This window comes from Nocardia sp. NPDC004340 (genome assembly GCF_053602575.1).
Genome location: NZ_JBSGDW010000001.1, coordinates 578,020 through 594,719, shown reverse-complemented (window position 1 = coordinate 594,719; position 16,700 = coordinate 578,020). Strand labels below are relative to the sequence as shown.

16 protein-coding genes are annotated in these 16,700 nt (G+C 69.5%); 7 read left to right on the top strand and 9 right to left on the bottom strand.

Annotated elements, in window-relative coordinates:
- Positions 1-117 precede the first annotated feature (117 nt).
- The 3 genes from ACWEOI_RS02455 to ygfZ are packed head-to-tail and all read right to left on the bottom strand — an operon-like array spanning position 118 to position 2,874.
- Positions 118-1,083 carry an asparaginase gene (locus ACWEOI_RS02455; RefSeq protein WP_433670352.1) on the bottom strand — a complete coding sequence of 322 codons (966 nt, stop codon included), beginning with the start codon at positions 1,081-1,083 and terminating at the stop codon, positions 118-120.
- 16 nt (positions 1,084-1,099) lie between these two features.
- A complete protein-coding gene (locus ACWEOI_RS02450; RefSeq protein WP_452358762.1) occupies positions 1,100-1,765 on the bottom strand; it encodes an MOSC domain-containing protein in 666 nt (221 codons plus the stop codon).
- A complete protein-coding gene (gene ygfZ / locus ACWEOI_RS02445; protein WP_452358761.1) occupies positions 1,762-2,874 on the bottom strand; it encodes a CAF17-like 4Fe-4S cluster assembly/insertion protein YgfZ in 1,113 nt (370 codons plus the stop codon). The genes ACWEOI_RS02450 and ygfZ overlap by 4 nt, the downstream gene beginning before the upstream one ends.
- Positions 2,875-3,084: 210 nt before the next feature.
- Between ygfZ and ACWEOI_RS02440 the strand changes: the two genes are divergently transcribed.
- From ACWEOI_RS02440 to ACWEOI_RS02420, 5 genes are all read left to right on the top strand, one after another.
- Positions 3,085-4,011 (top strand): aminodeoxychorismate lyase, encoded by a 927-nt coding sequence (locus ACWEOI_RS02440; protein WP_452358760.1) that lies wholly within the window; start codon positions 3,085-3,087, stop codon positions 4,009-4,011.
- A gap of 116 nt (positions 4,012-4,127) precedes the next feature.
- Positions 4,128-5,600, top strand: a complete 1,473-nt coding sequence (locus ACWEOI_RS02435; protein WP_452358759.1) for a cytochrome ubiquinol oxidase subunit I — start codon at positions 4,128-4,130, stop codon at positions 5,598-5,600.
- Positions 5,601-5,609: 9 nt separating this feature from the next.
- The gene (gene cydB, locus ACWEOI_RS02430; protein ID WP_433670360.1) at positions 5,610-6,659 is read left to right on the top strand and encodes a cytochrome d ubiquinol oxidase subunit II; all 1,050 of its coding nucleotides are present in this window, start codon (positions 5,610-5,612) and stop codon (positions 6,657-6,659) included.
- 63 nt (positions 6,660-6,722) lie between these two features.
- Positions 6,723-8,474 carry a thiol reductant ABC exporter subunit CydD gene (cydD, locus tag ACWEOI_RS02425; RefSeq protein ID WP_452358758.1) on the top strand — a complete coding sequence of 584 codons (1,752 nt, stop codon included), beginning with the start codon at positions 6,723-6,725 and terminating at the stop codon, positions 8,472-8,474.
- The gene (locus ACWEOI_RS02420) at positions 8,471-10,192 is read left to right on the top strand and encodes an ATP-binding cassette domain-containing protein (protein ID WP_452358757.1); all 1,722 of its coding nucleotides are present in this window, start codon (positions 8,471-8,473) and stop codon (positions 10,190-10,192) included. Before cydD ends, ACWEOI_RS02420 begins: the two co-directional genes overlap by 4 nt.
- A gap of 417 nt (positions 10,193-10,609) precedes the next feature.
- Here ACWEOI_RS02420 and ACWEOI_RS02415 read toward each other — a convergent pair whose 3' ends face one another.
- From ACWEOI_RS02415 to ACWEOI_RS02390, 6 genes are all read right to left on the bottom strand, one after another.
- Positions 10,610-11,269, bottom strand: a complete 660-nt coding sequence (locus ACWEOI_RS02415; RefSeq protein ID WP_433673224.1) for an FABP family protein — start codon at positions 11,267-11,269, stop codon at positions 10,610-10,612.
- A 244-nt stretch (positions 11,270-11,513) separates the two neighbouring features.
- Positions 11,514-11,819, bottom strand: a complete 306-nt coding sequence (locus ACWEOI_RS02410) for a DUF1416 domain-containing protein (RefSeq protein WP_379105858.1) — start codon at positions 11,817-11,819, stop codon at positions 11,514-11,516.
- 5 nt (positions 11,820-11,824) lie between these two features.
- Positions 11,825-12,658, bottom strand: coding sequence for a rhodanese-like domain-containing protein (locus tag ACWEOI_RS02405; protein ID WP_433670366.1), 834 nt, complete (start codon positions 12,656-12,658; stop codon positions 11,825-11,827).
- A 65-nt stretch (positions 12,659-12,723) separates the two neighbouring features.
- Positions 12,724-13,182 (bottom strand): DUF4395 domain-containing protein, encoded by a 459-nt coding sequence (locus ACWEOI_RS02400; RefSeq protein ID WP_452358756.1) that lies wholly within the window; start codon positions 13,180-13,182, stop codon positions 12,724-12,726.
- A 261-nt stretch (positions 13,183-13,443) separates the two neighbouring features.
- Positions 13,444-13,905 carry a thioredoxin family protein gene (locus ACWEOI_RS02395; protein ID WP_452358755.1) on the bottom strand — a complete coding sequence of 154 codons (462 nt, stop codon included), beginning with the start codon at positions 13,903-13,905 and terminating at the stop codon, positions 13,444-13,446.
- Positions 13,902-14,774, bottom strand: coding sequence for an LmeA family phospholipid-binding protein (locus ACWEOI_RS02390; RefSeq protein WP_433670371.1), 873 nt, complete (start codon positions 14,772-14,774; stop codon positions 13,902-13,904). The genes ACWEOI_RS02395 and ACWEOI_RS02390 overlap by 4 nt, the downstream gene beginning before the upstream one ends.
- A gap of 234 nt (positions 14,775-15,008) precedes the next feature.
- On the opposite strand from ACWEOI_RS02390, the gene ACWEOI_RS02385 reads away from it, so the two are divergent.
- Together ACWEOI_RS02385 and mshD are read left to right on the top strand one after the other, a co-directional pair.
- Positions 15,009-15,764 carry a winged helix-turn-helix transcriptional regulator gene (locus ACWEOI_RS02385; RefSeq protein ID WP_357089585.1) on the top strand — a complete coding sequence of 252 codons (756 nt, stop codon included), beginning with the start codon at positions 15,009-15,011 and terminating at the stop codon, positions 15,762-15,764.
- The gene (gene mshD / locus ACWEOI_RS02380; RefSeq protein WP_452358754.1) at positions 15,764-16,663 is read left to right on the top strand and encodes a mycothiol synthase; all 900 of its coding nucleotides are present in this window, start codon (positions 15,764-15,766) and stop codon (positions 16,661-16,663) included. The genes ACWEOI_RS02385 and mshD overlap by 1 nt, the downstream gene beginning before the upstream one ends.
- Positions 16,664-16,700: the final 37 nt, after the last annotated feature.

The window sequence follows — 16,700 nt, the reverse complement described above, 5'->3', positions numbered from 1 at the left end:
TCTTCCTGACGAACACTTTAGCGTGTGTCAGGCGGTCGCGCTTCCAGGAGTGGGGGATAAACGTCCCGGGGCCGGGACCGGCGACGACCGGGCGATCCTGAAAACCCTGCCGACCGGCTACGACAGGACGCCGGGAATCGCTCGAATGATGCCGACGCGAGCTCCGCCGCCCAGCACCGCGGGCGTTGCCAGCTCAGCGTGCGCATCGGTCCACTCGACCCCCATACGCTGGAGAATGGCCAGCGTCAGCGGAAGCCGCGCGCGATCGGCGCCGTCATCGATCTTGTACGCGAAGGCCGAACCGTCCGGCAGCGCACCCGCGTGCACACCGTCCGCGCCGATCTTGCACACCAGTCCCGGCGTCGCGGACATAACGCGAAAATCGGGGCCGTCCGTGCCGGAAATCACTCGCGGATGGGTCCGGATCGCGTCCGCGACACGGCGTTCCGGCGCACCCTCGGGCGCGGTGGCGAACGCCGCGTAGGCGCGGGCCAGATTCACCAGCGACACCGGCACGATGGGCAGGCCGCACCCGTCGATACCGAGATCGGTTTCCGGCTCACCGGTCACCTCGGCCACGGTGTCCAGCACCGCCTGCTGCAACGGGTGCCCGACCTCGAGGTAGCCGCGGGTCGGCCAGTCGTTGATCGCGCAGGTGGCGAGCATGGCGGCATGTTTGCCGGAGCAGTTCATGAAGATCCGTCGAGCCGCCTTGTCGCGGTCGGCGCCGGCCAGCACGCGGGCCCGGGCCTGCTCCTCGAACGGCAGATCCGGCGGGCACTCCAGATCGTCCTCGGTGAAACCGAAGCGGTCGAGCAATCGCTGCACCAGCTCCACGTGATCCGGCTCGCCGAAATGCGAGGCGGTGGCGATGGCCAGCTCGGCGTCGTCGACCGGTTCGAAACCGTTGCGCAGCAGGGTGAGCGCCTGCAGCGGCTTGTTGGTGGAGCGCGGGAAGATCGGGCCGTGCACCGCACCCACCTCGACCAGCGGCTCACCGTCGGGGCGCAGCACCACCGCGGAACCGCGGTGCACGCACTCGCGGAAACCGGACCGCACCACCTCGACCAGATCGACGCTCATCGGTGCCCCTTCGCTGTCATCGGGCCGCCGCGGTGTGGCGGCGGCGGTGACGGTCGATCTGCATGCGGACGTCGTCGGAGATGGTGGGCTCGGCGGATTCCAGCAACTCCAGGCGCCCGGGGTCCGCGCCGGTGAACAGATCGCGGACGGTGACCCCGTGCTCGGGCACGTGCACCACCCGCACCTCGTCGCCCGCGCTGATCCCGCCCTCGGTCAGAACTCGCAGGTAAGCGCCCGTGTTCGCCTGTGCCGTAAAGCGTTTCACCCACTGCGGCTCACCGGCGCGCCACTGGAAGGTGGCGCACGGGACCCGCGGCGCGGACACCTCGAGCAGGGTGTCGCCGATGGCCCAGCGCTCACCGATCACCGCGTCACTCACGGGGAGCCCGGCGATGCGCAGGTTCTCGCCGAACCAGCCCGCCGCGAGGTCGCGGCCCAGTTCGGCGGACCAGCCCCGCGCGTCCTCCTCGGCGTAGGCGTAGACGGCCTGGTGGGTGCCGCCGTGATGCTTGGTGTCGCACACGTGGTCGCCGTCCAGGCCGAGGGCCCGGACCGGAACCCGGTGCGGCACCGGACGTTTGTCGATGGCGGTGCGGCCCACCTTCGAGGACTTGGCGGGCACCTCGAGTTCGGCGTGCACGACGCAGACGGCCAGCACCCGGCCGACGGGGGCGACGATCATCGGCCGCGCAGCTTCTCGACGGCGAGCCGCCCGGCCTGCGGTTCGTCGTGCGTGGGCATCGAATCCGCGTCGATGGCCGCCGCGCACGGGCCGGCCACCAGTTCGGTGTCCACCGGGATGGTGCGTTTGATCAAGGCCAGCGCGATCGGGCCGAGCTCGTAGTGGTCGATCACCGTGCCGAGCGTGCCGACCGCGCGGCCGCCCGCCGTCACCGGATCACCGGACGCCGGACGGGAATCCGCCGAGCCGTCCAGGTGCAGCAGCACCAGGTGCCGGGGCGGCTTGCCGAGATTGTGCACCCGCGCGACCGTCTCCTGGCCGCGGTAGCAGCCCTTGTTCAGGTGCACGGCGCCGTGTTCGGCGGGGCCGCCGATCCAGTTCACCTCGTGCGGGATGGTGCGGTCGTCGGTGTCCAGGCCCAGGCGGGGGCGCAGGGCGGCCACCCGCAGCGCCTCGAACGCCCACAGGCCCGCGGCCGCCGCGCCCGCGTCGCGCAGCTTGGTCCACCAGGCGGCGAGCTGGTCGCGGGGGACCAGCAGGTCGAAGGAGTCGGCGGTGGGCCAGGGCATGCGGCGCAGGAAGCCCCCGCCGGGCAGCGGGACCGCGCGGTAGGTGTCGGGCAGGGCGGGCACGCCCAGGGCGTCGACGAGGTCGGCCGCGGCCGGGCCCAGCAGGCTCAGGACCGCGTGGTCGTTGGCGTCGACGGGCTTGGCGTCGGCCCAGAACACCATCTTCTGCAGGAAGCTCAGCAGGTCGGGTCCGCGGGCGCCCTCGGTGTCGATCCACACCGTGCCGTCGAGTTCGGTGAGCACGAAGTGGTTCAGCACGCGGCCGTTGAGATCGAGGTCCAGGTTCTCCGCGGACTCTCCGTCACCGAGATTCGCGACGGCTTGGCTGGAGATGGTGTGCAGCCAGCTCAGCCGTTCCTTGCCGGTGATCGAGAGCACGAACCGGTGGGAGCGATCCACCACCGCGACCCGCTCCGCCGCCGCGCGCTGCTCCCCGAAGGGATCGCCGTAATGCCACGCGACCGAGGCATCCGGTGACTCCGGCAGACCCGCGACAGCCCCTGGAACCTGCAAGATCGGACTGGCAACCGAGGAGGACACGACTCCACCCTAGCGGCTCGCGGCGACAGGCCTCGGGCGCACGGCTCGGGAACGGGACCCGGACCGATGTCGTCCCGGAGACGCGCCGGTGGCGCATTTGGGCAGGTTTGAAACGCCAGCACCGCTTCCAGCAGGTCGTGGCAGGTGGCTTGACGGGCCGGGTGGCACAGTATGGCACCCAGGACCCGTCGACTCCCCTAGGCTCATCACATGGTGGAACGGGTTCTGGTGACACTCGACGGCGCGATCCGGGATCCGGACGCGCCGTTGTTGTATGCGGACGATATCGGTGCGTTGCGGGGCGACGGCGTCTTCGAGACGGTGCTGGTGCGCGACGGTGTGCCGTGCGCGCTGGAAATGCATCTGGCGCGGCTACGGCGTTCGGCGGAGGCGCTGGATCTGCCCGCGCCGGACCTCGAGGCATGGCGGTTCGCGGTCGAGTTGGCCGCCGAGGAATGGGGCAAGGACCGCGAGGGCACCCTGCGGATGGTCCTGACCCGCGGACGTGACAGCGATCACGGCGGAGCCGGCCGACGTCCGGCGAACAAGACCGGCGATCTGGCCGGAGCCGAACCCGCCACCACCGGTTACGTTTTCGTGGTCGGCGTCCCCGCGCGGGTGGAAAAGGCGCGCACCGAAGGCGTTTCGGTGATCACCCTCTCCAAGGGCATCTCCATCGACCTGGCGCAGAACGCGCCGTGGCTGCTGATGGGCGCGAAAACCCTGTCGTACGCGACGAATATGTCCGCGCTGCGCTTCGCCCAGCGGATGGGCGCCGACGACGTCATCTTCACCAGCACCGAGCACCGCGTCCTCGAGGGTCCGCGCTCGACCGTGGTCGTGCAGCGCGACAACCAGCTCATCACCCCGCCCGCCCGCAACGGCGTTCTGCCCGGCACCACCCAGCGGGCGCTGTTCACGCAGGCGGAGAAGGCGGGCTGGGAGTGCCGCTACGAGCCGCTGTTCACGGCCGACCTGATCACCGCCGACGCCGTGTGGATGCTGTCCTCGATCACTCTGGTCGCGCGGGTCAATTCGCTGGACGGACTGCGCATGTCGCCGCCGGAGAACGCGGCCGAGATCGTGGAGATGGTGAACCGCGGCATCGCGCTCCCCGGGAGCCTCGCCGACTGGTAGTCCCGATCACGTTCCAGCAAATATCGGGCTCACTGTGGCGAGGCATACGTTGATCCGCGCCTCCCGACGCGTAGTCTCTATTACTACGTCATGTCGTAGATCGGCAGGGAGGTCGGATGAGCGTCGTAGATCTGGCGCGCTGGCAGTTCGGAATTACCACCGTCTATCACTTCATCCTGGTGCCGCTCACCATCGGCCTCGCACCGCTCGTCGCGGGCATGCAGACCGCGTGGGTGATCACCGGTAAGGAGCACTGGCTCAGGCTCACAAAGTTTTTCGGCAAACTGTTCCTGATCAACTTCGCCCTCGGCGTCGCCACGGGCATCGTGCAGGAATTCCAGTTCGGCATGGGCTGGAGCGAATACTCCCGCTTCGTCGGCGACGTGTTCGGCGCCCCGCTGGCCATGGAGGCGCTGGTCGCCTTCTTCATGGAATCGACCTTCCTGGGCCTGTGGATCTTCGGCTGGACCCGGCTGCCGAAGAAGGTGCACCTGGCGTGCATCTGGCTGGTCGCCATCGGCACCAACGCCTCCGCCTACTTCATCATCGCCGCCAACTCGTTCATGCAGCACCCGGTCGGCGCGGAGTACAACCCGGAGACCGGTCGCGCCGAACTGCACAGCATCTGGGCGGTGCTCACCAACAACACCACCCTCGCCGCCTTCCCGCACGTCATCGCCGGAGCCTTCCTCACCGCGGGCACCTTCGTGGCGGGCATCGCCGGCTGGTGGATGGTGCGCAATGCCCGAAAAGCCAAGGCGGAAGGCAACGACGCGCTCCTCGAGGACGCCCGCACCATGTGGCGGCCGAGCGCGCGCATGGGCCTGTACGTCGTGCTCATCGCCGCGGTGGCGCTGATCTTCACCGGTGACATCCAGGGCAAGCTGATGTTCAAACAGCAGCCCATGAAGATGGCGTCCGCCGAATCGCTCTGCCACACCGAGACCGATCCGGACTTCTCCGTGCTGACCGTCGGCACCCACAACAACTGCGACAGCGTGGATCACCTCATCGAGGTGCCCTACGTGCTGCCGTGGCTGGCCACCGGCGAATTCACCGGCGTCACCCTGCAGGGCGTCAAGGACCTCCAGGTCGAGTACAACCAGAAGTTCGGCGTCGGCGACTACCGGCCCAACCTGTTCGTCACCTACTGGTCCTTCCGCGCCATGATCACCTGGATGGCCGGCTCGATCCTGTTGGCGCTGGCCGGATTCTGGGTCACCCGCCGCGGCCGGGTCCCGGACCAGACCTGGTTCAGCTGGCTGTCGCTGATCGCGATCGCCACCCCGTTCCTGGGCAATATCTCCGGCTGGATCTTCACCGAGATGGGCCGCCAGCCCTGGGTCGTCGCACCCAACCCGACCGGCGACCGGCACATCCGGATGACGGTGCAGCAGGGCGTCTCCGGGGTCTCGGCGGGCACGATCCTCACCTCGCTGATCGTGTTCACCGCGCTCTACGGACTGCTGGCCATCGGATGGTTCTATCTGATGCGCCGCTACGTGATCGCCGGACCCGAACAGGCATCCACCCCGGACACCCCGAAGATGACCGGGGAGCCCGTCGAGAAGCTTTCCTTCGCCTACTAGGAGCCGAGGATGAGTCTCCCTGAATTCTGGTTTCTGCTGATCGCGGTCCTGTTCACCGGCTACTTCGTGCTGGAGGGCTTCGACTTCGGCGTCGGCATGCTGATGCCGATCATCGGACGCGGCGACGAGCAGAAGAAGCGCACCGTGCTCAACACCATCGGACCGGTGTGGGACGGCAACGAGGTGTGGCTGCTCACCGGCGGCGGCGCCATGTTCGCCGCCTTCCCCGAGTGGTACGCCAGCCTGTTCTCCGGGTTCTACCTGGCGCTGCTGCTCATCCTGGTCGGGCTGATCGCGCGGGCCTGCGCCATCGAATGGCGCGGCAAGATCAATGACCCGCGCTGGCGCACCTGGTGCGACATCGGCATCGGCCTGGGCTCCTGGATCCCCGCACTGGCCTGGGGTCTGGCCTTCGCGAACATCGTGCACGGGGTGAAGCTCAACGAGCGCAAGCAGATCGAGGGCAACTTCTTCGACCTGCTCAACCCCTACGCCTTGCTCGGCGGGCTGACCACGCTGCTGCTGTTCATGCTGCACGGCGCGCTGTTCATCGCCCTCAAGACCGGCAACGAGGTCCGCGACGACGCGCAACGCATCATCCGCGTGCTGTTCGTGCCCACCGCCGTCGTGGTGGCCGCCTTCGGCGTCTGGACCCAGCTCGCCCACGGGCACGGCTGGACCTGGATTCCGCTGGCGCTGGCCGTGATCGGATTGCTGGTCGCGGGCTTCGCCGCGAGCCAGGGGCGCGACGGCTGGGCGTTCACCGGCACCGCGATCACCATCGCGGCCGCCACCGTGCTGCTGTTCGGGTCGCTGTTCCCGAATGTGCTGCCGTCCACCATCAACGACGCGTTCAGCCTCACCGTCGATGGCCGCGACGGCACCGTCGCCGCCTCCTCCACCCACTACACGCTGGTGGTGATGAGCTGGGTCGCGGTGGCGCTGGTCCCGGTCGTGCTGGTCTACCAGACCTGGACGTACTGGGTGTTCCGCAAGCGGCTCACCATGGAACAGATCCCGGCCCCGATCGGGCTGCCCATGGAATCCGCGAAGAGCTGAACCCGGGGCGCGCCGCCCCCGGAAGAACTTGGGCGGCGCGTCTTTTCGCAGAGGAGATCGACCATGGCACGACCGGTGGACCCGCGGCTGTGGCGGCACGCCCGCTCCGCGCGCCGGTATCTCGGACTCAGCGTGGGACTCTCGCTGATCACCACCGGATGCATCGTGATCGGGGCGCTCGCCCTGGCCCGGGTGCTCGCGGGGGTCGTCACCGAACCGGAACACCGCCGGATCGGGTCGTGGACGGTCGAATTGGCGGTGTTCGCGGCCGCCGTGCTGTGCCGGGCGGCCGCCACCTGGTGGCAGTCCCGGCTCGCGCACCGGGCCGGGGCGCAGGTCGTGGCCGAGCTCGAGACCGCCGCGCTGGCGGCCGGGGCCCAGCTCCCGCCGCGCGAACTGGAGAGCCGCCGTACCGAACTCGCGGTCGTGGTCGGCTCCGGGCTCAGCGGGCTGCGGGCCTACCTCGCGGGGTATCTGCCCGCCCTGATCCTGGCCGCCCTCGTGCCCCCGGTGGTGCTGGCCGTCATCGCCGTCCACGACTGGGTGTCCGGCGCGATCATCGCCGTCACGCTGCCGCTGATCCCGATCTTCATGATCCTCATCGGGCTGCTCACCCAGGGGAAGTCCGCGGACACCCTGGCCGCGACCACCCGGCTGTCGGATCAACTGCTGGACCTGTTCGCGGGCATGCCCACCCTGCGCGCCCTCGGCCGCGAGACGGCCAAGGGACCGGCGCCGCAGGATGATTCGGCCCGCAGCATGGCCGGACGCGTCCGCGAACTCGGCGACGCCCTGCATCGGCGCACCATGGCCGCGCTGCGTCTGGCCTTCCTGTCCTCGATGGTGCTGGAGATGCTCGCCACCCTGTGCGTGGCCCTGGTCGCCGTGTCCATCGGCATGCGACTGGTCTTCGGCCACATGGGCCTCTACGCCGGGCTGCTCGCCCTGATCCTCGCCCCCGAGGTGTACCTGCCGCTGCGCGCCGTCGGCGAACGCTTCCACGCCGCCCAGGACGGAATGGCCGCGGCCGAACGGGCTTTCGCCGTCCTCGAACCCGACGCCGACGCCGCGCCCGCGGCCCCCGCCGGAACCGTGCGTCGAAACCTGCTCGGCCACATCGAGATCCGGGACCTCGGCATCACCGCCCGCGACGGCAACGCGCCCGACGGCCTCACCGCCACCCTCCAGCCCGGCGAGGTCGCCGTCCTCACCGGCCCCAACGGCTGCGGCAAATCGACCGCCCTGCAAGCCGTCCTGGGCCTCCTCGCCCCCGGCACGGGCACGGTCACCGTCGACGGCACCCCCGTCCCCGAGCTGGACCCCGACGAATACTGGTCCTCCATCGCCTGGCTCCCGCAACGCCCGGTCCTGCTCCCCGGCACCCTGCGCGCCAACCTCGAACTCCTCGGACCCCCGTCCGGGGACGACCAGATCGACGCCGCCTGCGCCGCCACCGGTTTCGACGCCGTCCTCGACACCCTCCCGGACCGCTGGGACACCGTCGTCGGCGCGGGCGGCGTCGGCCTGTCCCTCGGCCAGCGGCAGCGCCTGGCCCTGACCCGTACCCTCGCGGCCCCCCGCTCGATCCTGCTCCTCGACGAACCCACCGCCCACCTCGACGACGCCGCCGAGGCCACGGTGCTCGCGGCCCTCACCGCCCGCGCCCGCGCCGGCGCCACCGTCGTCGTGGTCGCCCATCGGGCCTCGGTCCTCGCGGTCGCCGACCGCATCGTCGAAGTCCGCGCCAGGCGAACGACACTCGACGACCCGGAGGCGAGCGTCACCGGATCGGGCCGGGAGGTGTCGACGCGATGAGAGCGGTCATGGCCGACTTCCGGCGGATCCGGGAACTCCTCGAACTGTCGCGGGCGCGCATGGCGCTCTCGGTCGGCTGGGGCGTGCTCGCGCTCGGCAGCGGGCTCGGCCTGGCCGCGCTCGCGGCCTGGCTGATCGCCCGGGCCTGGCAGATGCCGCCGGTCCTGGACCTGAGCCTGGCCGTGGTGACCGTTCGGGCACTGGGCATCTCGCGAGGGTTGTGCCGGTATCTCGAGCGGCTCGCCACCCACGACGTCGCGCTGCGGGCCATGAGCACGGCACGGACCACCACCTATCGCACGCTGGCCGGCGCGAACATCTGGCGGCCGCGACGGACCGGCACGACCGGTGCCGCGAGTCTCGGAGCAGTGGACGAGGCGGGCGGTTCCACCGGTTCGCCCCGGACCGAAGCCGAGGCCCGGCACGGGGATCCGACCCAGTTGCGCCGGGGCGAACTGCTCGGGCGAGTGATGAGCGATATCGACGACCTCGGAGCCGTGGTGGTGCGGGCGTTCGTGCCGATCGCGGTGGCGGTGATCCTGTCCCTGCTCGCGGTCGGACTGCTGGCGAGCATCTCGGTGCCCGCGGCGGTGATTCTGGCGGTGGCGCTGGCGGTGTCGGGGATCGTCGCGCCCTGGCTGTCGGCGCGGGCGGCCGAAGAGGCCGAACTGGCGGTGCGGGCCGACCGCACCGAGTTCACCGCCGAGGCGCTCACCGTGCTGGATCACGCACCCGAATTGCGGGTCGCGGGACGGCTTTCCGAAGCGGTCGGCGCGGCCACCGCGGCGGGGCGGCGCGCGGTCGCGGCGGAGGACCGGGCGGCGGCGCACGGCGCCTGGGCGGCGGCGGTGCTGCCGCTGTCCATCGGGGCCAGCGTGCTGGGGGCGCTGCTCATCGGGATCGTGTTGTACGGCGGCGGATCTCCGGTGCCGACCGCCGGGTTCCAGACCGTCGCGCCCGGCGGCATCTCGCCGATGGCGTTCACGGTGCTCGTGCTGGTGCCGCTGTCGGCCTTCGAGGCGGTCGCGGTGCTGCCCGCCGCCGCGCAGGCGCTCACCACCGGCCGCGCCGCCCTGCGCCGCCTCGACGAGCTGGAAGCCGGAGACCCGGCTCGCCCCGAATCCGAGACTGCCGCACCGAAATTCCCGGCCCTGCCGCCGGGCCGCCGGATCGCGGTGACCGGGCCCAGCGGTGCGGGGAAGACGACCCTGCTCATGGCATGGGCGGGCCTGTTCGGCACACCCGAGCCCGGCGTCACCTTCTTCGCCGAGGACGCGCACCTGTTCGGCACCACCGTGCTGGAGAACCTGCGCGTCGCCCGCGGCGACATCACCGCCGCCGAGGCCGATGCCGCCCTGCGCGCGGTCGGTGCGGGGGAGTGGCTGGACTCACTGCCCGACGGCGTCGAGACCGATCTGGTCGGGGGAGCCGCCGCGGTCTCGGGCGGCCAGCGTCGCCGGATCCTGCTGGCCCGCGCCCTGCTCTCGCCCGCGCGGGTGCTGCTGCTCGACGAACCCACCGAACATCTGGAGGCGGAGGCCGGGGCCGACTTGCTGCGCCGCCTCCTGGACGAATCGAGCGGCCTGGTGGATCGCGACCGCAGGGTCGTGGTCGTCACCCACCAGCTGCCCTCGGACGCCAAGGCCGACACCATCGTTCGCGTCGAACCCGGCGGCGCGATCGACATCGGTCCCCGTATTCCCGAAACCACGGTCTGACCTGCCTTTTCGCAGTCCGCGAAAATACGTTGCCGCAACTGCCGGATCCGACTAATTTCGTCGGTACACAGGAAGGAGGTGGTTCGAGAATGATTTCTAGGACGCGTGAGGTGGCTGCCAGCTAGGCGCTACCGCTGCAATCGGATTCCGATCGCGCGAGCCCTCGCGAATCCACGGCAGTCACCCGGCCCCCGAGTTACGGTCCGTCCGACCGGACTTGCGTGAAGAACGTTGCATCCTTCCGCAGGTACAACTCGGGGGCCGTACCTATTCCGCCTCCCCGAGACTTCAGCGGGCGGCTGAGAGCCGTTGGCCCCGGCATTCCGTGCCTGCGCTGGGTGCCGAAACAATTTTGGGGGTACCCCAGGAGGTACCCCCATCGCAACGAAATCAGTTGTCTCGCGCCGAACGGCAGTTTCAGCCGATGTAGCGCTTGAGGCGGGCCGAGAGCCGCGGCTCCAGTGCGCCGTCGGCCGCGATGCGCTCCTCGACGTAGCCCAGGTCGCCGCCCTCGACGATGCCGTAGAGCCGCTTCGCGCCGCCCACCACGATGCCGGACTGGCTGCGGATCACCACGTCGGTGGCCAGCTCCCAGGACGACTGGGTCAGGGCCTGGCCGTAGAACAGCTCGACGATGCCGGTCGAGTGGGTGAGCAGCAGCTCCAGCACCTCGTCGTCGCCGTCGATGCCGACCCGCCAGAAACCGCTCTCACGCAGGTCCGGGCCGTCGTACTCGCCCTCGGTGGTCAGCTTCCAGGACCGGGCTTCCCAGGTCAGGTAGTCGCCGCCGTCGTGGGCGACGACGATCTGCTGACCGAAGCGGTAGTCGCCGGTCTCGGGGTCGTTGCCCTCGCCCTCACCGCGCCACACGCCGACCAGCGGCAGCAGCGCGAGCATGGACGAACTCAGATCGGGGCCCAGCCGCAGATTCGCGGTGTCCACGGGCAGCGGCAGATCGGGGAGCGTCGGAACGTTCAGCCCCCCGGTCGACTTGGCCCGCTCGACCGCCTCCGCGACCGCCTGGTCGCCGCTGCGGCGCGAACCGGCGGCGTCATCGGACGCCGAGCCGTTGGCCACTCCGTTTTCGGTGTTCTCGTGGGCCGGATCTGTCACGACTCGGTGAACAGCCGGTAGAGGACGTACAGACCGAACCAGGCGATCAGCACGGACACGAGTACCAGCAGAATTTCGAAGGTAAGCACCACGTCTCGGAGTCTAATCGCACCGCCGCGATCCGGTGAAAACGACCCCGGGAAAATCCCGCCGACAGACGAGAACGGCCCCGGGATCATGAATCCCGGGGCCGTTCTTGATGTTTCGCTTACTTGGCGACGGTGACGTCCACGTTGTGGATGCCGTTGCCCTCCGGCGACACCTCGGCGGTGCCGTTGCCGGACGCCGACAGCGCGCGCAGGGTCCACGAGCCCGGCGCGGCGAAGAAGCGGAAGTCGCCGGTGCCCGAGGCCACGACCTCGGCGGTGAAGTCGCCGTTGCCGTCCAGCAGGCGGACGAACGCGCCACCGACGGTCTGGCCGTCAGCGGTCAGGACGCGGCCGGTGATGACCGTCTCCTTCTCGACGTCGACGCCGGCCGGGATGGCCTGTCCCTGGGTAGGTGCTGCACACATATTGATTACGCTCCCAACTCGATCGGTACACCGACGAGGGAACCGTATTCGGTCCAGGACCCGTCGTAGTTCTTGACGTTCTGGTGGCCCAGCAGCTCCTGCAGCACGAACCAGGTGTGCGAGGAACGCTCACCGATGCGGCAGTAGGCGATGGTCAGCTTGTCGCCGTCCAGCCCGGCCTCCTTGTAGATCTCCGCCAGCTCGGCGTCGCTCTTGAAGGTGCCGTCCTCGTTCGCGGCCTTCGACCACGGCACGTTGATGGCGGTCGGGATGTGGCCCGGACGCTGCGACTGCTCCTGCGGCAGGTGCGCCGGAGCCAGGATCTTGCCCGAGAACTCGTCGGGCGAGCGCACGTCGACCAGGTTCTTGGCGCCGATGGCGTCGACGACCTCGTCACGGAAGGCGCGGATGGACAGGTCCTGGGCGGAGGCCTTGTAGTCGGTGGCCGGGCGCACCTTGACGTCCTTGACCAGCGGGCGGCCGTCCAGCTCCCACTTCTTGCGGCCACCGTCGAGCAGCTTCACGTCCTGGTGGCCGTAGAGCTTGAAGTACCAGTAGGCGTAGGCGGCGAACCAGTTGTTGTTGCCGCCGTACAGCACCACGGTGTCGTCGTTGGAGATACCGCGCTCGGACAGCAGTGCGGAGAACTGCTCCTGGTTCACGAAGTCGCGGCGGACCTGGTCCTGCAGGTCCTTCTTCCAGTCGAGACGCACGGCGCCCTCGATGTGCCCCAGGTCGTAGGCCGAGGTGTCCTCGTCCACCTCGACCAGGACGACGCCCGGGGTGTTCAGGTTCTCTTCGACCCAGTCTGCGGAGACCAGGACATCGGAGCGAGCCATGTTGTTCCTTTCGGTGCGGTGCCGTGTTCAGGCGTTGCGTTCGTGTGGCTGAGTAATAGGAATGGTCAGGGGCGGAGTCGGGCGACCAGCGGATAGATCTGGCAACCCAGGCAGATGCCGAACGCCGCGTTCAGGAAGGCCGCGAACAGTGCGAATCCGGCGAAGATCGAGCCCACCACCGTGCTGCCGGCGGCGAAGCCGATCACGCCCAGCGCCGCGAAGATCAGACCCACCAGCTGTGCGAACCGCAGCGGGGCAACGGGTTCCAGCTCGGTCGGCGCGCCGTTGCGCGGCGCGACCAGGGTGGCGTAGATCCGGCCGTACGGGCTGCGCTTGGGGCCGGTGGCCGCACCCAGGCCGAAGACCACGGCCTGCACGGCCAGCAGTACGGCGGCCACGGGGACCGAGACGGAAGCGAGAATCAGGACCAGGGCGAGCACTGCGGTGGTGATCCAGGCCGCGAACCGGGGACCCCGGACGTCGACCTGCTCCACGGGCGGTGCGCTCGTAATGGTGTTCGACATGGAAGGAAGTACTCCTGCGCTCGAGGATGTATTGGCCAGATCGCCGGAGGATCGACATGATCTCTCAACAGCGGGGGATACAACCGGTCGGCGACAGAGTTATAGAAAGGCCGACCGGCTAGCGGCACAGGCAGCAACAACCACCGAGCCGGCACAGGTCTACCGTGCGGCGTCGGGTGAGCATCAGCTCGCGGTTGGATTGCACGAGAGGGAGTTTACCCAATTTTCGGGGGAAATTGGACCCGGGGTCCGTAATGCTGGTCACTCATCGGACGCGGCGGCCGTCAAAGAGGCCATTGACGTGCGCAGATCCGCGGCCTTCGGAACGCCGGAGATCCGGAAGCGTTCCAATCCTCGAGAATCCAATCCGAAAGTGGTCGGCAGCGAGAGCACGTTCAGCTCCCGGGCGAGCTCCGCGAACTCGTCGATGTCGACCTCCAGATCCAGCGGCGGCAGCTCGGCGTCGGCCAGTTCGGCCACCACGCCCGCGACCACGCGCCGCACGGCCGCGCACGGGCCGCACCAGTCGGCGGAGAAGTGCAGGACGGTCGGGCGGCCCGCTGTCACCCCGGCCGCGGCCAGCAGGGCGGCCCGGTTGGATTCCGGTTCGAGCGGCCGCGGCGCGACGGCGAGCTCGCGCACCCGGCCCTCGTTGCGGCGCAGCAGCAGGCCGACGGCGACCGCCGCGACCAAGATGACCGCCAGGATTCCGAGGGCGATCATCTCTGTAGCCGATCCAGGTCGACGGTCACGGCGCGACCGGTGCCCTCCACCACGATCTGCCCGGCATTGGCCTCCACCGAGGTGGGCGCGATGCCGAACGGCATATTGCGGGTGTCGATGGTGTGGGTGAAGCGGGCCAGGATGGCGGGCTTGTCCTGTTCGGAGATGACGGTCCGATCCTGTTCGGGCAGTACCGAATCGGAGTCGGACTGCAGATCGCGCCCGGCGATCGATATCGCGGTGATGCGTACCTCGGCGCCCTCGAGTTTCAGTTCGGCCAGCACGTGGACCTTCTTCTTGGCGACCTTCTGCGCGGTGTCCGCGCGAGAATCGGTGACCGCGACGGTGTCGGCGTTCGGGCCGATCGGCACGGTGCCCTCCAGGATGATGATGCCCGTGGTGCTGGGACCGGTGCTGGCGGCATTGCCGGAGCCGTCGGACTTGTCGGTGGGCGGGCCGAAGACCTGGAGGTCCGGAATCTTGAACAGCCGGCCGAGCTCATTGGGTTCTATGCGCATGCGAGCCTGCACCTCGTCGACCGGGACCTGCGCCACCTCGCCGTCGATCAGCTGACGCATGGGCAGGCGGACGCCCTTCAGATTGGCCTCGACCATGATCTTGCCGGGGATGTCGGGGCGCATGGCCCGGGCGCGGATGTCCATATTGATGTACTCGCCGTCCAGGGACTGGACCACGAACGGGTGGCGCAGCGACTCGTGGAAGGTGATCTCCGGGTCGGCGCTCAGATCCGAACCGGTTCGCAGCAGCCGCGAGACGCGGTACTCGGAGTAGGCCGCGACCCCGAAATCGAGCAGCACGACCAGCCCTGCCAGGCAGAGCAATCCGATGAGCAGCCTCCGGAAACGCATAGCTGCACACTAATAGGGGGCCGTCGCCGATCCGCGTCGGATCCACCTACGGGAGTCCGCTCGGGAGGGGCGGACGCTGGTGATTCGCGCCGTCAACCCGCCCATGGCGGCAGCGGGGGGCAATTCCGAGACACCACAGGCTAATGTAGGCAGCGATTACCTGTGATGACCTGCATGAGGTAGTGGCCGACAGCGCGGTAGCCACACACATGCCAGATGGGATGGAGGGCCCCCATGGAGCTGCTCCTGCTGACCTCCGACCCCAACCCCGAGGCGGTGCTGCCGTCGCTGGCGTTGCTGCCGCATCACGTGCGGCCCGCTCCGACGGAGGTGGCGTCCCTGCTCGAGGCGGGATCCGCCGACGTGGCGCTGGTGGACGCGCGCACCGACCTGGCCGCCGCGCGCGGCTTGTGTCGTTTGCTGGGGAGCACCGGCTCGTCGGTGCCGGTGGTGGCCGTGCTGACCGAGGGCGGTCTGGTCGCGGTGAACGCCGACTGGGGCCTGGACGACATCCTGCTGCCCGGTACCGGGCCCGCCGAACTGGACGCCCGGCTGCGACTCCTGGTGGCGCGCAACGGCGGCGTGGCCAGCCCGGAGAACACCGGCAAGATCACCCTCGGTGAGCTGGTCATCGACGAGGGCACCTACACCGCGCGACTGCGCGGCCGCCCGCTGGACCTGACCTACAAGGAGTTCGAGCTCCTCAAGTACCTGGCGCAGCACGCCGGCCGGGTGTTCACCCGCGCCCAGCTGCTCCAGGAGGTCTGGGGCTACGACTTCTTCGGCGGCACCCGCACCGTGGACGTGCACGTGCGACGACTGCGCGCCAAGCTCGGTAGCGAGTACGAGTCGCTGATCGGCACCGTGCGCAATGTCGGCTACAAGGCGGTGCGCCCGGCGCGCACCCCGGGCAAGGGCGACGCGGTCACCTTCCCCGACTCCGACGGCACCGACGACTCCGAGCTGACCTCGGCGAACGGCGCGATCTGATGGCCTCCTGGACCGAACGGCCCGATTCCGAGACGGCCGGGCAGGTGCGGGCGTTGCTGGAGCGGGCCACCGCGGCCGACGGCGTGGCCCCGGTGTCGGAGCAGGCGGTGCTCTCGCTGGCCGGAACTGATTCGCCCGCAAGACATCTGGTGGACATCCGGGACGGCGTGGTCGTGGGGTACGCGAACCTCGTGCCGGCGCACGACGAGCACCCCTCGATGGCGGAGGTGGCGGTCGATCCTGCGGCCCGCGGCCACGGTATCGGCGCAGGTCTGGTGGCTGCCGCGCTGGCGGCCGGGGGTCCCGGCGCGCGCGTGTGGGCGCACGGTGATCTGCCGCCCGCGCGGGCGGTGGCGGCCCGACTGGGCTTGTCCGTTTCGCGTGAATTGTGGCAAATGCGAAGAGAACTGGCTAACTCTGAGCTACCCGAGCTGGCGGTACCCGCCGAACTCGAACTGCGCACCTACGCCGGGCCTTCCGACGACGCCGAACTGCTCCGCGTGAACGCCTCGGCCTTCTCCTGGCATCCCGAACAGGGCGGCTGGACCCAGCGCGATATCGACGCCCGCCGCGCCGAATCCTGGTTCGACCCGAAGGGTCTGTTCATCGCCGTGGATCCGGCCCACCCGGACCGCATCCTCGGATTCCACTGGACCAAGGTGCATTCCGACGAGACGCCGCCGATCGGCGAGGTCTACGTGGTCGGCATCGACCCCGACGCGCAGGGGCGCGGCCTCGGCCGGCTGCTCACGCTGGCGGGTCTGCACTATCTGAAGGACCGCGGCCTGGACGCCGTGCTGCTCTACACCGAGGGCGACAACACCGCGGCCGTGCACACCTACACCCGGCTCGGATTCACTCGATTCCACATCGACGTCGCCTACTCCAGCGTGTCGTAAATTACGCTCGGCAACGGTGCGGCTAATGTCACACGTG

Coding starts and splice junctions, on each gene's coding strand:
- ACWEOI_RS02455 (WP_433670352.1), bottom strand. CDS start 1,083: ATGAGCGTCGATCTGGTCGAGGTGGTGCGGTCCGGTTTCCGCGAGTGC.
- ACWEOI_RS02450 (WP_452358762.1), bottom strand. CDS start 1,765: ATGATCGTCGCCCCCGTCGGCCGGGTGCTGGCCGTCTGCGTCGTGCAC.
- ACWEOI_RS02440 (WP_452358760.1), top strand. CDS start 3,085: ATGGTGGAACGGGTTCTGGTGACACTCGACGGCGCGATCCGGGATCCG.
- ACWEOI_RS02435 (WP_452358759.1), top strand. CDS start 4,128: ATGAGCGTCGTAGATCTGGCGCGCTGGCAGTTCGGAATTACCACCGTC.
- cydB (WP_433670360.1), top strand. CDS start 5,610: ATGAGTCTCCCTGAATTCTGGTTTCTGCTGATCGCGGTCCTGTTCACC.
- cydD (WP_452358758.1), top strand. CDS start 6,723: ATGGCACGACCGGTGGACCCGCGGCTGTGGCGGCACGCCCGCTCCGCG.
- ACWEOI_RS02420 (WP_452358757.1), top strand. CDS start 8,471: ATGAGAGCGGTCATGGCCGACTTCCGGCGGATCCGGGAACTCCTCGAA.
- ACWEOI_RS02410 (WP_379105858.1), bottom strand. CDS start 11,819: ATGTGTGCAGCACCTACCCAGGGACAGGCCATCCCGGCCGGCGTCGAC.
- ACWEOI_RS02405 (WP_433670366.1), bottom strand. CDS start 12,658: ATGGCTCGCTCCGATGTCCTGGTCTCCGCAGACTGGGTCGAAGAGAAC.
- ACWEOI_RS02400 (WP_452358756.1), bottom strand. CDS start 13,182: ATGTCGAACACCATTACGAGCGCACCGCCCGTGGAGCAGGTCGACGTC.
- ACWEOI_RS02395 (WP_452358755.1), bottom strand. CDS start 13,905: ATGATCGCCCTCGGAATCCTGGCGGTCATCTTGGTCGCGGCGGTCGCC.
- ACWEOI_RS02390 (WP_433670371.1), bottom strand. CDS start 14,774: ATGCGTTTCCGGAGGCTGCTCATCGGATTGCTCTGCCTGGCAGGGCTG.
- ACWEOI_RS02385 (WP_357089585.1), top strand. CDS start 15,009: ATGGAGCTGCTCCTGCTGACCTCCGACCCCAACCCCGAGGCGGTGCTG.
- mshD (WP_452358754.1), top strand. CDS start 15,764: ATGGCCTCCTGGACCGAACGGCCCGATTCCGAGACGGCCGGGCAGGTG.